Raw genomic sequence first — 15,771 nt, forward strand, 5'->3', positions numbered from 1 at the left:
TTTTTCTTAGAAAGAAGAATATTATGAATTAAAACTGCTGTAAAAGCCTAAATCAATCTAAAATAAACATAGAGTCTCGATTGCTAAATACTTTAACCTCGCCAAGTGCCCCCTGATCTAGGTGATTGAGCTTCAATAATCAAATAAAACTTCGCCAAATCACTTGAATATCCCTCAGATTGACTGCGGGCCATGCTAAAATAGCCGACGGTTTTTGCAGGGACTCATTTATGCACTTTGTTCATCTTGGTATACATACAGAATTTTCAATTACGGAATCTATCGTACGTATACCTGATCTTATTAAAGCTGCAGTGAATGATGAAATGCCAGCTTTGGCATTAACAGATTTATCTAACTTACATGCCGCAGTTAAATTTTATACAAAATGTCTAGATAAAGGCATTAAGCCTATTTTGGGCAGTAACATTCGCCTGAATGATGCAGAACATAAAGTCACTCTGCTTTCAATGACCAATAAAGGCTGGCGCAGTCTCACTGAAATTGTTTCGCGTGGCTTTATTGAAGGTCAGAAACTTGATATTCCGTGTGTACAAAAAGATTGGGTTCTTGAACAAAACCAAGACATTATCGTACTTTTGGGCATGCATAGTGATGTTGGTAAAATGCTCAATTCATCCAATCCACAAAAAGCCGACGCGCTATTAGAAGAATGGATTGAAAAATTTGGGGACCGTGTTTATTTAGCCCTAACCCGTACCGATCGCCCTGATGAAGAAAGTTTCATTGCTGGGGCAGTCAAACTGGCTCAAAAATACAATATTGGTGTCGTTGCGCATAACGATGTGCATTTTATTGCACAAACAGATTTTGAAGCACATGAAGCCCGTGTCTGTATTGCCGATGGTTATGTTTTAGGCGACAGTCGTCGTCCTCGTTATTATAGTTCTGAACAATATTTCAAAACTGCCGAGGAAATGACGGAACTTTTTTCAGACATTCCATCTGCGATTGAAAATACCTACCATATCGCTAAACGCTGTAATGTTAGCTTGCGTTTAGGCTTCAATGACCTTCCAGATTACCCAGTACCTGAAGGTCATACCATTGATACCTTCTTTGAGCATGTTTCTCAGGAAGGCTTAGAAGAACGTTTAAACGTCCTTTATCCAGCTGAAAAACGCGATGAAGATTGGGCTGAAATTCGTAAAGTTTATGATGAACGCCTAGCCTATGAAATTGGCACCATCTTAAACATGGGATTCCCCGGTTACTTCCTCATCGTCATGGACTTCATCCGATGGTCGAAAAATAATGGCGTACCAGTTGGACCCGGACGTGGTTCAGGTGCAGGCTCATTAGTTGCCTATAGTTTAAAAATCACCGATCTGGATCCACTCCGTTACGACCTGCTATTCGAACGTTTCTTGAATCCAGAACGTGTCTCCATGCCCGACTTTGACATCGACTTCTGTATTGCAGGTCGTGACCGCGTCATTGACTATGTTGCGCGTCATTATGGTCGTGAAGCCGTCTCACAAATTGCGACTTTCGGGACGATGGCAGCGAAAGGTGCGATTCGAGATGTCGCGCGGGTACTCGGAAAATCTTATGGTCTGGCGGATCGTATCTCGAAAATGATCCCGACCAAACCCTTAGGTGTAGACCTTCGTGGTGCTATCGATATCGAACCCCAGCTTAAAGATATCGTGACCAACCCGTCCAACCCAGACAATGATGATGCAGCCGAAATCTGGGAAATGGCTTTAAAACTTGAAGGTATTACCCGTAATACGGGTAAACATGCCGGTGGTGTAGTGATTGCACCAGGTAAAATTACCGATTATTCAGCCGTGATGTGCGATGCGGATGGCACCAACCGTGTTGCTCAATTCGATAAAGATGATGTTGAATCAGCAGGTTTGGTTAAATTCGACTTTTTAGGCTTACGTAACCTAACCGTGATTGAAGATGCCATTCAAAATATTAATAAACGTATTGGTCCTGAAAAATCAGTCGATATTACTTATATTCCGTTAGACGACCCAAAAGCCTATTCAATTTTTGCAAATGCCAATACCACTGCGATATTCCAGTTTGAATCCGTCGGCATGAAAAAAATGCTGAAAGAGGCACGTCCAAGTAAGTTTGAAGAAATTATTGCCTTTGTATCCTTGTACCGTCCGGGTCCAATGGATCTTATTCCTGACTTTATTCACCGTATGCATGGTGGTGAGTTTGAGTATCTGCATCCCTTATTAGAAGGTGTATTAGAGCCAACTTACGGAATTATGGTTTACCAAGAACAGGTGATGCAAGCCGCGCAATATTGTGCAGGCTATACGCTTGGTGGCGCAGACATGTTACGTCGTGCCATGGGTAAAAAGAAACCTGAGGAAATGGTTAAACAACGTCAAATCTTTATTGAAGGTGCAGCGCAAAAAGACATTGATGAATCGACTGCCAACCATATCTTCGACTATATGGAAAAATTCGCTGGCTATGGTTTTAACAAATCACATGCGGCAGCCTATGCCCTCGTTGCTTACCAAACGGCATGGCTAAAAGCCTACTATCCATCTGAATTTATGGCAGCAGTACTCACTTCAGAAATGCAAAATACCGACAGTATTGTATTTTTAATTGATGACTGTCGAATTAATAACTTAGAAGTATTTCCTCCTTCGATTAACATGTCTTTTTATCAGTTCTATGCCAGCGATGAAAAAACCATTGTCTATGGTTTAGGGGCAATTAAAGGTGTCGGTGAAGCCGCTATGCAATCGGTGATTGATTCACGCTTGCAGGATGGTCCTTACAAAGATTTGTTTGATTTCTGCCATCGTATTGATTTGAAAAAAATCAATAAACGAACCTTAGAAGCACTGATCCGTTCAGGTGCTTTAGATTGCTTAGGCATTGATCGTGCCAGCATCATGGCGCAATTACCTGAAGCAGTGCAAGCAGCTGATCAAGCACGCTCTAATCGTGAAACAGGCATCATGGATTTATTTGGTGAAGTTGAAGAAGTTCAACGTAAACCAGCCAAACCTGTTAAACCGTGGTCAGATGAAGTTCGTCTCAAAGGTGAAAAAGACACCCTTGGCTTATATTTAACTGGACACCCGATTGATGTCTATCGTCCAGAATTAAAATCTTTTATTCCTGTACGTATTAATGAATTAACGCCAACACGTCGCGGTGTTACTACCGTTTTTGCAGGCTTGGTGGTGGATGTTGCCAACTTCCCAAATCGTATGATGGTCACCTTAGATGATGGTACAGCACGAATTGAAGTGTCTGCCAACCATGAACGCTTCCAACGCTTTAAAGATATTATCCAAGCCGACCGTGTGGTGGTGATTGAAGGTGAAATCTATGAGCGTGAAGGTTATGATCGCCCAATGGGACGACTAACCAAAGCTTTTAGTCTCAATGAAATCCGTCAGAAACGTGCCAATAGTATTCAAATTAAATTGGCTGCTGAACATCTGACTAAATCACTCAGTCTAGATTTACAAAAGATTTTGCTGCCATTTTGTAATGTCGATATGTGCAATCATATTCCAATGCAATTACAAATTGATTATCCCTATGCTTCTGCCGAAGTTCACTTGGGATTAAATTGGAAAGTTGCACCACAGGATGAATTACTGGCTAAATTACGCGATTATTTTGGTAAAGATGTCATCCATATCGAATATCAAGTGAAATCTAAGGCCGCAAAAGCCGTACAGTATAGTAAGCCTGTACAAATTGCACCGCCACCTGCCAATGTGAGCATGGATGATGCAATGGACATGTATCAGGCTGAAGCCAACCAATATTCTTAATTTTTAAATATTTAAATTGGACACCTTATGAGTCAAGTTGACAATGCTGTTGTTTCAGCACATCTTTCCCATGTGCGTATTGTCATGGTGAATACCACATTACCTGCAAATATTGGCAGTGCGTTAAGAGCAATGAAAACCATGGGCTTATCTAAGCTGGTGTTGGTTGCGCCTAAAACCTATCCGCATCCCGATATTAATGCTTTAGCCGCAGGTGCCGCAGATTTAATCGAACAGATTGAAATTGTAGCGACTTTAGAAGATGCGATTAAAGATTGTCACCTTGTTTTTGGCACCAGTGCGCGTAGCCGTACCATTCCGTGGCCATTGCTTGATGCACGCCCTGCCGCTAAAAAATCGCTTAATGCTGTTGTTAAAGACCAACAAGAAATTGCTGTCGTGTTTGGTCGTGAAGATCGTGGCTTGACCAATGAAGAGTTGGCGATGGCGAATTATCACGTCACTATTCCTGTAAATACTGATTATGGCGTATTGAATGTTGCACAAGCCATTCAAGTGATTTGCTATGAAATGCGCATGGCTGCGATGGAGTTTGTGGAACAAAAGGAAAGTTCTGAAGCAACCATGCTTGTGACTGAAACAGAATCTATGCATTGGGATGAGCCTTTAGTCACCCATGAACAAATGGAACAGTTTTACCCTCACATTGAAAAAATGTTAGCTGAAATTGAATTTATGGACCCAAAAAATCCAAGATTATTACCTTTACGCTTGCGTCGCCTATTTGGACGTATACAATTAGACCGTATGGAATACCATTTACTTCGTGGCATATTCACTCGTGTACAAGCGATGAATAATGGTACATGGAAAAAATCAGTAGACAAAACAATAGATTCTTCAGAGGATCAACCTAATGCTTAAACAGCTCAAAGAAGATATACAAGCTGTATTCGCGCGCGACCCCGCAGCTCGAAACACTTTGGAAGTTCTAACCACTTATCCAGGTATTCACGCGCTCATCATGCACCGTGTTGCCCATGAACTTTGGCAAAAAGAGTGTAAAGGCTCTGCTCGCCTGTTGTCTTCTTTTAGTCGTTTTGCCACAGGTATTGAAATTCACCCAGGTGCTAAAATTGGGCGTCGTTTTTTTATCGATCACGGCATGGGTGTGGTGATTGGCGAAACGGCTGAAATTGGTGATGATGTCACGCTATATCATGGCGTGACATTGGGTGGTACAACATGGCATAAAGGTAAACGCCATCCGACATTAGAAGATGGTGTGGTAGTCGGTGCTGGTGCAAAAATTCTGGGACCATTTACCGTTGGTAAAAACTCGAAAGTGGGTTCTAATGCCGTTGTGACCAAAGAAGTTCCGCCTGATACCACCGCAGTCGGCAACCCTGCCCGTTTTATCACCAAAGATAAGCCTAAAGATGCTGAAGAAGCACGTCGTCGTGATTATGCCGAAAGTATTGGTTTCCAGCCATATGCAGCAACGCAAGATCAATCTGATCCAATTTTAGAGGGTATGCGTGTTCTACTTGATCGCATTCAGCATAATGAAAAACGCATGAATACATTATGTCAGCGTTTATCCTTGCTTGATCCTTCATTTAAGAAGCAACAAGATGAACAACCTTTTAGTGTTGAAGAACTTAAAATTATTGAAGATGTGCGACGCGAATGTGAAGCTCAAGGCACTCAATCTAAAGCCTAAAAACGTTATTTAAATATTAACAAGCGCTAACTTGCATGTTTATCAGAGTTTTCTTAGACTGACAAATGTGCTTATTGATCAATTTTAAAATTAAATGAATGGATGACCCATATGACACTTAAGCCTTTGGCATGTACATTAGTTGCAATGTCTTTGCTCTCCGCATGTAGCATGGCACCAACTACAGATAAAAAACCGAATAGCCCAATCATCTTCACTGAACCTGATTTAACTGCGCCATTCTATGCACTAAATCCATTTAATTACGATGCACCGCCTCCATTTGAAATTGCACTTAAACAAGCTGCTGCACAGCCAGTGACTAAAATGGAAGTTAATCTGCAAAGTGATCCATCTAAAAAAATGACTTTAGATGTTAATAAACTGATTATTCCAACAGTGAACAGTAATCAACGTACTTTAAAATATGCTGTTCTTGCTGGTGACAATGAAATCGACATCACTGAAATTGATGACTTTCTACAACTGGTTGAAGGTAAAGCACGCCATTACCCACCTCGCTTTAGTGAACGTCAAGAACGTAAAGGTTTTGAAGCTAAGCTCAAAGAATTAACACAACAGCTAGATACCTTAGCCGTTAAAGATAATGCTTCTTTCGATGTCCTTATTCGTGCATTCAAAGCCAGTGTGATGGCACGTAACCTTGATTTAGGTTCAGTCTACACCACCAAGTCTTTAACCTATGCACAGCGTATTTTAAAAATTAATCAAGAAGATGCTGAAGCAAACTTTTGGTTTGGCTTTGGTTTGTCTGAAGGTGGTGGTCAACGTGAAGCGATTCCATATTTAGATAGAGCTATGAAAGCAGGCGTACAAGAAGCTTATCTGTCTGCGGCAAATAACTATATTGCCATGGAACAGAAGAAAAATGCGATTCAAACTTTGAAAAATTACAAAGCAAAATATCCACAAGAAGCAGAAGTCACTGACCGTTTAATCAATGAAGTTGAAAAACAAGGTCGTTGGAACGTATGGCAAGTACTTAATTCACCTAAAGCATCTTAGTTTTTAAGGCATCATTAAATAGACCGTCTCGTACGGTCTATTTTTGTTTATATACATGGAAAATTAGAAAAATGATTGTATGATGAAGAAAAACTCAAACAAATACTTAATGCAGATGACCTTTATGCCAAACTCGCTACACAAAATTTTGTTTGCCACACTATTGAGTAGTTATCTATTGACCGGTTGTCAAATCGTCAGTGTCAAAAAACAGGCCATCAATGTCACGATTAGCAATGAACGAGAAAGTATACTCACCCGCAACAAATTGAGTGAAGCCAGTTTAAATGTACTCTCGATGACAGGGCGTGAAGCAAAAATTTGCTCTGACAAACCTGAACAGTGCATCCAAGAAATACAACAAATCCCTCAAATTCAAGATGAACAAATTCTTTCTACCGCAAGTGAAGTCTACTTAGCCAAAGCTTTAGCACATGAAAAATCAAGTGATTGTAAGGTCAGCATTTTAACCAGCACCAAGTCTGAAGAAAAACAAAAGTTACAACAAGCCACGTATGAAAAATGCTTAGATCAACAGCTCTATATGTTGGATAAAAGCATCCGCTATAGTTATGCCTACATGTTCAAAACCAAACGTGGCCCGCAAGACCGTATTTTTGATAACAGACAAGTACAAATTCGAGATTTTTATAATTTAGCCATAGCAAAATTGGTTTCAACTTATGCTCTACGTTACAAACCAACAGAAGTGAAACAGCAAATCAAAGTTGGCAAAAGTATCTACAGCATCAACTTTGATCATTATCCTCAACTAAAACAACAAAAAATTGAACTGCTTCTCTCCAGTTATAATCTCAATTTTTCTGGTCTGCGTTCCATTAACCGTCGTGATGGTTTTGGTTCTGAATTCGTCGTTGTTTTACCCCAAGCTAAAAATAATATTACCGAAGATAAGAATAAATATATTATTGATCCGATCAATTTTAGCTACAAAAATGGCATCAATCCAAATATCCACCAAGCACGCTATTTAGCTGCAACAATTACCATGCAACCTAAATCAGCCAGTAGTATTGAAGATATTTTAAATAATCCAGAGTTTGAATTAAAAGCCTTTGATCCTTACAAGTATGACCATGTCTTGATGGCGGGTAAAACGTATCCACTTGCAGCCAACTTTTCCACTCCCTATGGTTTATGGCTGGCACAAAACAATTTAGGTAAAGCCGCATACTTAACCCTGATCGATCGTGATAATCATCTCACCATGCCTCATTTATATATGCTGGAACCCTATAATCCGAATAAAAAGATCATTGTATTGGTTCATGGTCTAGCCAGTAGCCCAGAAGCTTGGATACGACTCACCAATGACATTATGGGCGACCCTGTGCTACGTGAAAACTTCCAAGTATGGCAAGTATTCTATTCAACCAATATGCCCATTATTGAAAGCCGCTTACAGATTTATGCCTTACTCAACCAAGCTTTTTCCCAAATTGATCCTAAAGCCGCTGCAAAAAAAGATGCTGTTCTTGTTGGACATAGCATGGGTGGGATTATTTCCCGACTATTGGTCAGTGATGCCAACCTGACCCAAAAAGCGTTATCCATGATGAGTCATCGCCAATTAAATAAATATAAAAATCTACCTATCGTATCGCAACGTTTAATCATTAAAGATATTCCTAATTTTAGTCGCGCTATTTTCCTTGCCTCACCACATAGAGGAACAGAATTTGCCGATCGATGGTTTACCAAAGCAGCACGTAAAATCATTCGCTTACCAGGTACATTCCTTTCAGCCATAGGCGATACCTTACAAAGCCAAGATTTGGACTTTAAAGATTTATTAAAACAGATTGATCATGGGTTAATTCAAAATGGTCCAAGTGATTTAAGTTATCAATCAAAATTTATGGAACTGACCAAAGACGTTACTCCTCGTAAAGGTCTAGCTTTCCATTCTATTATTGGCAATGCCACCAAGAGTGATGATCTTAATCTGATTACCGATGATATCGTGCCGTATAAAAGTGCACACTTAAATGGTGCTGTTTCTGAAAAAATTATCCACGGTGGGCATTCTATTCAGGAAACACCTGAAGCCGTTTTAGAATTGCGTCGCATATTACGCCTACATTTGACGCAACTAGGTTTGCATAAGCCTTAGTGAACAGTAATATATAGAATTAGGTATGGCTAGATTATCACCACATAACGGTTTAATCCGTTGCGTGGTCATGGAAATGACAATCAGCATAATGATGATTCACTATAGTCAAGCCGCCTAATTCTTCATACAAACATGAAAAAACATTTGAAATAATAAATCAATAAAACCTACCAGCCATTCCTTACGCTTGCGTTTAACCCATGCCGACATATTTTCTATTGAGTTTAAATCAGGGCGATAAGGCGGTAACCATAAAACTTGATGACTATAACTTTTTAGTAACTCTTGTGTATCCCATCTTTTATGGAAAGTCGCATTATCCATCACAATGATGCTTGATACTAAAGGCCGATGCTCATGAGATTTGAATCCACTTTCATCAAGATAAATGATGGGATATTTGATCTTTAATAGATCGAGAGAATCCATAAACTTCTTCCTGAGTTCTGGATCTATTTTTGGATGGCTTAGCGTCTTTTTCAACCGCAATCCCCAACCACCTCAATGCATCACCAATAGAAGATTGACCACAATCAAAACGCTGAGCACACTCATATTGAGATGAGTAACACTGTTACCCAAGGGGATACTTTTCGACATCATCTCGTAAAGCTTGATCATCAATTTTGGAAGGCTTGCGTGGGCGGGTTCGTTTAATTTAATTTCAATTCGTTTTGCCAACTTAAAATCGTATTTTCATCCATTTCAAATTATGAGGCGACTGCTCGGATGGAATAACCTTCCAAGCTTAGCGAATACTTTCTTTCTAAAGTGTTCTGAATAACTATTAAAAATCTATTGTCTTATATTTTTAATAGTTTAAATATAAATGTATTCAAATATTTAAGGAGTAAATAAACATAAAAAACTCTTCTAAATCAATCAAATAAAGTTCACACATAAATTACTGTATTGAATAGAATGATTTTAATTGGTAGAAAAAGAGATCCAATAAAGATTACTTTAATTCAAAATACAGCTATTTATATGCAACAACTAATTGAATTAAAAAAGTAATCAAGAGTTGTTAAATTAAAAAGCATATGGTTTGTGCTTTCACACGAACCATATGCTTAATGTATTAGTAATAACCAACAAAATTAAGGAACCAACCTTTATTGTTGTAATCATCTACCCGTGTAAGATCGCCATTAAACTCGGTAAAGTTATACCCCACACCTACTCGGAAGTTCTGGGTAATATCTTTATCCAGACCAATTAGAACCCCTTGTTTGTTTCCGTCATCTTGGACATTCAACCAACGATATTCGCCAAGCGCATGCCAGCTATTTATGATTTCATAACGAGCTTGAATGGCTGTAAACATGGTATCTGAATCAAACCATTGTCCTTGATCTCGTCCCAAACGAACTTTGCCCACACGATCTGCAAGTTTTAATGCTGTTTCAAAGCGGTGAGTCCAACGATAAACCCCCTCCAGAGATGCCACATGAGACTGTTGGTCATAATATGCAGCCGAAGATGACGTAATATCATTACTCCCTACCTGCCCTAGCGAAGATAGGTCGTAAACATAAGTATAGCGACCAAAAACACCCCAACGTGAATTATCCCATGGACGATAAGCAAAGCCTAAACTGCTTTCTGCAAATTTTGCACCTGCTTCTGAAAGCAAATGGTCACGTGTTTCAGAATAGTTGGCTTTTGCTGCTAAAGTCCAACTGTCATTTATTTTATGACGTAAAGTATTCGTCGTCACCCATTGTGTACGCTCTTCACTACCTGAGTCTTCACGCCATTCAACTTTACTCTGCCAGTTGGTCGCAGGTGTTGTTCTGCCACCATAAACGCTAACAGCTTTACGTTTAACATCACCACTGGTCGCTTCAAGGTCACCGTGCTGCAAGGAATAGCCAAGATTCCAATTTTCTGCAGGATAAAAGTCCATACCAAAAGTATGGACCAATGCATTACCGGTTCGTAGGTCTTTTAGATACTGACTTTCATTATAGACATTGGTACGTTGAGTTAGACGCCAGCGTTGCCCAAGTGTCCATCCAGCCTGATTATTCTGATTAAATAAGCTGTCATATTGCGTTGTATCTGCTGCAACGGTATAAGCACCATACAAACTATGTTCAGCTGTAAGTTGATGTTCCCCTGAAACAGTTGCAGAGTTTCCACGACTACCCGAGGTTGCAGCCGCACTGACCGATGACTGATTGCCAAACAAATAACGCCCACCGATAGTAACAGCATCATTACTTGTATAAAGATCTTGTTTGTCTAGCGTGACTTGTCCTGTGCCATACATTTCCAGTGAAGGTGTGATTCTCTGGCTGTATTTTACTGCTGCAAGTGTGCCCGCAGCATCACCATTTAATCGCTGTTCATCCACATGTTTAAGTTCAGCAGTCAGTGTTTGCTCATCATTCAAACGCCATTCTGTTGTTAGCTGGTTTTGAGTCAAACTTTCATTACCGCGTTCGGCACGACTGTGTTTACTATAGAGATTCAAGTCAGGTTTAAGCTCACCAAGGACTTCGGCACCATATTCCGTGATTTCTTGACCTAAAAAGTCGGTTCGAGCAGAAGAATAACCCGCATCGAGATTCCTCCACCAAGCACCAGCACTCCAATCATGCTTGGTTAAGCCTTGTTCTTTTAGGTTAACACGAGCCTCAACTGAGGTTGCCTTGCCATCTCTTGGAATATTCGATGTTAGCTGTACAAAACTTAAGCCACCATTATCTGAAAAAAATACAGGAACACTGGTCGCTTCACTTTGCCCATGTTCAACTTTTAAATACGTGCCTCGTCCTGCCTTGAGCGTAAGATCAGCGGCCTTCAGTTTATAATCATCACCAGAATTTTGCTCATCGACATAGGTTGCGCCTATACCAATATGGTCATTTAGCCAATGTTTGGCGCGTACGCCCATGGTCAACTGATCATCTAGACCTTGCGGTGAATATTCATAATCGACCAGTAAACGTTGCTCATAGCCATCCAAAGGAGTCTCTATGGTAATGCTATTACGATCTTCATTAGCAATTTGGGATAACGGTCTTCGGGTAATGATGCGCCCTTGATAAGCATCGAACTCATAATCCGCACCACTGATTAACTGTCTAGTCGATATAGTCCGACCTGTTGTTTTATCACGTACTTCCAAAACCACATTGTCTGAACCCGGAATAATATCGGTATGGCGTAGGTAATATAGACTTCCGCCCGTTCCCTGTAATTCTGTATGTCCATGGGCAGTATTCGCATCCGACCCAAATAAACGTATTCTAGTTTTCTCATCGCCATATATAGTGGACGAATTGCTTCTCCAATCTAATGCCCCACCATAAAGCGAACGTTGGTATTGAGCTAACTCTGTTCCGCTAAAACTAGTCGAATAGTTACCCCACAATGCCTGACTTTTATCCCAATCAACACGAAGATACATACGTCCCTGAGTATCAACATCCCTAGTCGTAGTTGAATCATCACCATACGTTGGATAATACTGATCTGGATCGAGACGTCTAAATACATCTTCAGGATAAGAGTCTGTAAAGCCTGTGAATAGTTCTTTAATATCTCGTTCTGTTGTGTCGGCCTGTGCTGTAATTAGATATTTAGCCTTGATTTTGGACTTCACATAAAATGCTAATCTAGCATCTGTAAGAATGTCATCATCTCGATTCGCATTCGCTGCGATTTCATTGGAACCATTTATTTTTTGTTCCTGCACAGTCACATCGGCAATAGCCGTCGCAAAAAAATACTTCCCAGTGACATTAATAGGTAATGTTTTCTCAACCTTATTCTGACCATCATCAACTCGAATATTAAACTGATGTTGCCCCACAGGCATGAGGTATTCGGCAACAAACTTCCCTTCCTGATCAACAGGATAAGTTTGTCCATTAATCTCCAAACGGCTATTACTAGAAATATTTCGCCCCTGTACCCGAATTTTGGAGCCATGGAATAAAATATTCTGTTGTCTTAAACCATTCCCAGCAAACACCTCATTAATCAAACTTTGTTGAACGGCATCCTGAGCATTCAAGGCTGTATTCATGCTCTTTTCAAGATTATTGCGTAATAAAGTATTATTGCGCTGTTCTTCCTCTGGACTAACCAGTTGGAATTGACTTTGATAAGTCTCATCAAACTGCCCATTTTGCCCATAAGCACGGACAATATAAATTAGCTGATCACCTTCTCGATATTGATATGCAGCAGATAGCTGTCCATCCCATTCTGTATCTGTCACCGCACCAACCCTTAAAGGGATTTTTGCTAAAGGTGTTACATAGTCGGTATCACTGCTCTTGAAAACCAAAAGCTCCATACGATCGATAAACGCAGAGTAATTGCTACGTGTAAAAAAAGTGACTGGTTTACTAATTTTACCATTGAAAAATGGTACTACAGCAGGTCCAGATACCGTAAGTTCAGCACGCCCAGGAGATGGATCTTCTGTCGCCCAAACAACTCCGCCATGAGGCAGTTCAGCATAGAAATTACCTTTAACTTTAGCAATTCCAGGTACTGCTTCAGAAGCCACACTAAGGGTTACTCGTCGATCAGTTGATAACTCATTAGCGCTTGATTTTTTAGATGTTCCTTGAGAAACCGGCTCATCATAACTTTGAGATGCTAAACGGAAGAGTAGCTTTCCGTCCTCAAAGCACTGGTCACTTTGACAACCAGTGCTTGCATCATGATCCTTAGATGATGCTGGATTTTCTGAATGAATATCTGCCCATACCGATGGTGTCATCCCAGCCATGAATGAGGCAATCATATAGCTCAATAATTTAACTTTCATGGTAGCCCCTTATTTATTCACTTTATGCTGAGTTGAAGATTGGCTATTTTTCAAAGTCTGGGATTTTTCCATCTGATTTAAAATAGTCACCTGTAACTTCTGTTTGACCTCATCCGACAAATAAGGCAGCAATGCTTGATAAACCGCCTGACTACGTCGCAATCCAAGTTTCATGTTGTACTCATGATTCGCACGGACATCGGTATGCCCGACAATGGATACAATATTGCCTTTGGACTGATTCAAATGTTGTGCAATCTGTTTAAGTAAAGGAAGAAAGCGTGGGTCGACATCTGCTTTATCTGTCTTAAATAAAACAGTACCAAGAATGATGCTCTGTTCACTTAGCCCACTAACAAACTGGCTTTGACCATTTAGATTGGTCTGCACCGCAATTTGCGTTTGAGCTAAAACGGCTTGTGACAGATTTTTCTTCAACTCATTTTGCACGGCTTGAGCTCTGGAAAATGCAAGAGCCTCATGCTCACCAGTTGCCATAATGGTTAGATTTCCACCATGGAATTGTTCAACTTTTTCTGCAATGGTTTTAAATACAGGGAAGTATTTTTCACGCACAACCGCTTTATTTGGCTCAAACAAAACCTCACCAAGTTCCAAATCTGTCACCACAGATTTACCTTGTAACAGCTCTGGTTGGGTATGGACACCAAAGTCAAAGCGGACAGGTAGTCCAGGAGTAATACGACGTAATAATGGATTGTTAGTCGTAAACTCTGCATCAAGTGGCAAGGTACTCGAGTCAACTTTAAGGATAAAATTACGCCCTCTATCCCAATTTCCGCCATTTACACCAGTTAAGTGGTAACGACCAAACTGATCCGTTTCCATCAGAATTCCTTCCACCGAAGCAATACGCACACCTGGGATTCCTTTTTCGTCAATACCGCGACTTTGGATTGTATATTCAACCAGATAACCATCAGAGACTGACGTTACTGCACGTTTTACATCCAGATCAACAGCATTTCTACCCGCTTTCGCCTCTCCTGTTTTTTCAACCTGAATAGCGCCAGTTTTCGTCATACGAACCACGACACCTTGATCATTACTCAATACAAAATCATCTGTAAATGAAGGTGTTTTGAGTTTCTGACGGATAATGATCTGATGCTTACTTATTGGGTCTGCTTCAGATTGACGTGCTTTAATCTGACCGAGCTGGATACCATGTAATAATGGTGCACTCGCATCAGGTTCAACTTCAAAACCTAACCCTGTATTGACCTCAGTTGAATTCGCAACATATGCATTAGCTGCAAATCCACCTTTAGCAACTAACCCACTAACAGCAGCACTATCTTGCCATCCATCACGATCTCGGTCATTAAACACTGTACCAAAAATCAATGACTCATCAAGCAATGGATCATTGGCTGACTGAACAGAAGCCGTCGCTTTATTAGAAATATCATCCCCATCTGAGTTTTTGGTAATAGCCGTATTGATATGTGTACCTTGTTGAATACCAGCACCGACTTTAGTGAGATAACTAATCGTGCCTGTTTGCCCAACTGCCAAATGAATACCATTAAACACCACAGGTTTGATACCTGTTGCAGTAACACTGCCCCCCAAACCTGAACTGGTTAAAGAACCAGTAACATAGCTAAATCCTGCAGCAGGTGTATCAATCAATTGGGCATTTTGTACATCCACCTGTCCAATATTACTAAGCTGGATCGTGTAGCGAACAAAATCACCCACTTTTACATGTTTCACTGCCGCCGATTTTACAATACGCAGCAACGACTCATCTGCAACAACACCCACTTTGATGTATGCCGTAGAACAATTAAGCAGTCCTAGATTGTCACAAATTTGATAATAGATCGTGTAATCACCCACTGGGGTCCCAGCAGGAACGGTTACATTACCTGTCGTAATATTTAATAAAGGAACTAATGAACTACCATTAACAGGTGCAGCAGGGGTTAATATTTTTCCTGTAATACTTGAAGGGTTAAATGATGAAGTATTCAATGTGTCATTTTCTGTATAGGCATTACCTACTATTTTTTCCTGACCACTACCTTTATGAATACCATAATTATCATCTATAGCCTGAATGACCCTAGTCACGGGTGTCGTGGTTGTACATGTCGTACAGCTTGGCGTATCTCCACCCGATGCTGTGACATTGTTCACCACATTGTTCACTGCATCTGCACCCACCAACGCTTTATACGTCACGCTATAGCTGCCAGGCACTTGGCCTTTTGGTGCAGTAATGCTGATTGATTTGCCTGAGCCAGTAATCGCCCAACCGCTTGGTGCTGTACCGCTCACATACGTTAAGCCTTGACCTAAAGTATCGTTC

Annotated in this window: 8 protein-coding genes and 1 pseudogene; 5 read left to right on the forward strand and 4 right to left on the reverse strand. The window is 40.4% G+C overall.

What is annotated here, in order from left to right; all coding sequences use genetic code 11:
* Window positions 1-230 precede the first annotated feature (230 nt).
* From dnaE to B9T25_RS12860, 5 genes are all read left to right on the forward strand, one after another.
* Window positions 231-3,794: a DNA polymerase III subunit alpha gene (dnaE, locus tag B9T25_RS12840; RefSeq protein WP_086188803.1), complete on the forward strand. Its 3,564-nt coding sequence runs from the start codon at window positions 231-233 to the stop codon at window positions 3,792-3,794.
* A 27-nt stretch (window positions 3,795-3,821) separates the two neighbouring features.
* The gene (locus B9T25_RS12845; protein WP_086188804.1) at window positions 3,822-4,679 is read left to right on the forward strand and encodes an RNA methyltransferase; all 858 of its coding nucleotides are present in this window, start codon (window positions 3,822-3,824) and stop codon (window positions 4,677-4,679) included.
* Window positions 4,672-5,478, forward strand: a complete 807-nt coding sequence (gene cysE, locus B9T25_RS12850; protein WP_086188805.1) for a serine O-acetyltransferase — start codon at window positions 4,672-4,674, stop codon at window positions 5,476-5,478. The genes B9T25_RS12845 and cysE overlap by 8 nt, the downstream gene beginning before the upstream one ends.
* 111 nt (window positions 5,479-5,589) lie before the next feature.
* Complete coding sequence (locus B9T25_RS12855) at window positions 5,590-6,504, forward strand: ABUW_2363 family tetratricopeptide repeat lipoprotein (RefSeq protein WP_086188806.1); 915 nt, start codon at window positions 5,590-5,592, stop codon at window positions 6,502-6,504.
* A gap of 124 nt (window positions 6,505-6,628) precedes the next feature.
* Complete coding sequence (locus B9T25_RS12860) at window positions 6,629-8,638, forward strand: esterase/lipase family protein (RefSeq protein ID WP_086188814.1); 2,010 nt, start codon at window positions 6,629-6,631, stop codon at window positions 8,636-8,638.
* A gap of 117 nt (window positions 8,639-8,755) precedes the next feature.
* On the opposite strand, the gene B9T25_RS12865 is transcribed toward B9T25_RS12860, so the two are convergent.
* The 4 genes and pseudogenes from B9T25_RS12865 to B9T25_RS12880 form a co-directional block, all read right to left on the reverse strand.
* On the reverse strand, window positions 8,756-9,070 hold the full coding sequence (locus B9T25_RS12865) for a transposase (protein WP_086188807.1): 315 nt from the start codon (window positions 9,068-9,070) through the stop codon (window positions 8,756-8,758).
* Window positions 9,021-9,436, reverse strand: a pseudogene (locus B9T25_RS14705) (IS630 transposase-related protein). Before B9T25_RS14705 ends, B9T25_RS12865 begins: the two are co-directional and overlap by 50 nt.
* Window positions 9,437-9,722: 286 nt before the next feature.
* A complete protein-coding gene (locus B9T25_RS12875) occupies window positions 9,723-13,433 on the reverse strand; it encodes a hypothetical protein (RefSeq protein ID WP_086188808.1) in 3,711 nt (1,236 codons plus the stop codon).
* A 9-nt stretch (window positions 13,434-13,442) separates the two neighbouring features.
* Window positions 13,443-15,771, reverse strand: a 2,329-nt coding sequence (locus B9T25_RS12880) for an OmpA family protein (protein ID WP_143222476.1), incomplete at its 5' end; no start/stop codon positions are given.

Source organism: Acinetobacter sp. ANC 4470, from assembly GCF_002135335.1.
Lineage (GTDB): Bacteria > Pseudomonadota > Gammaproteobacteria > Pseudomonadales > Moraxellaceae > Acinetobacter.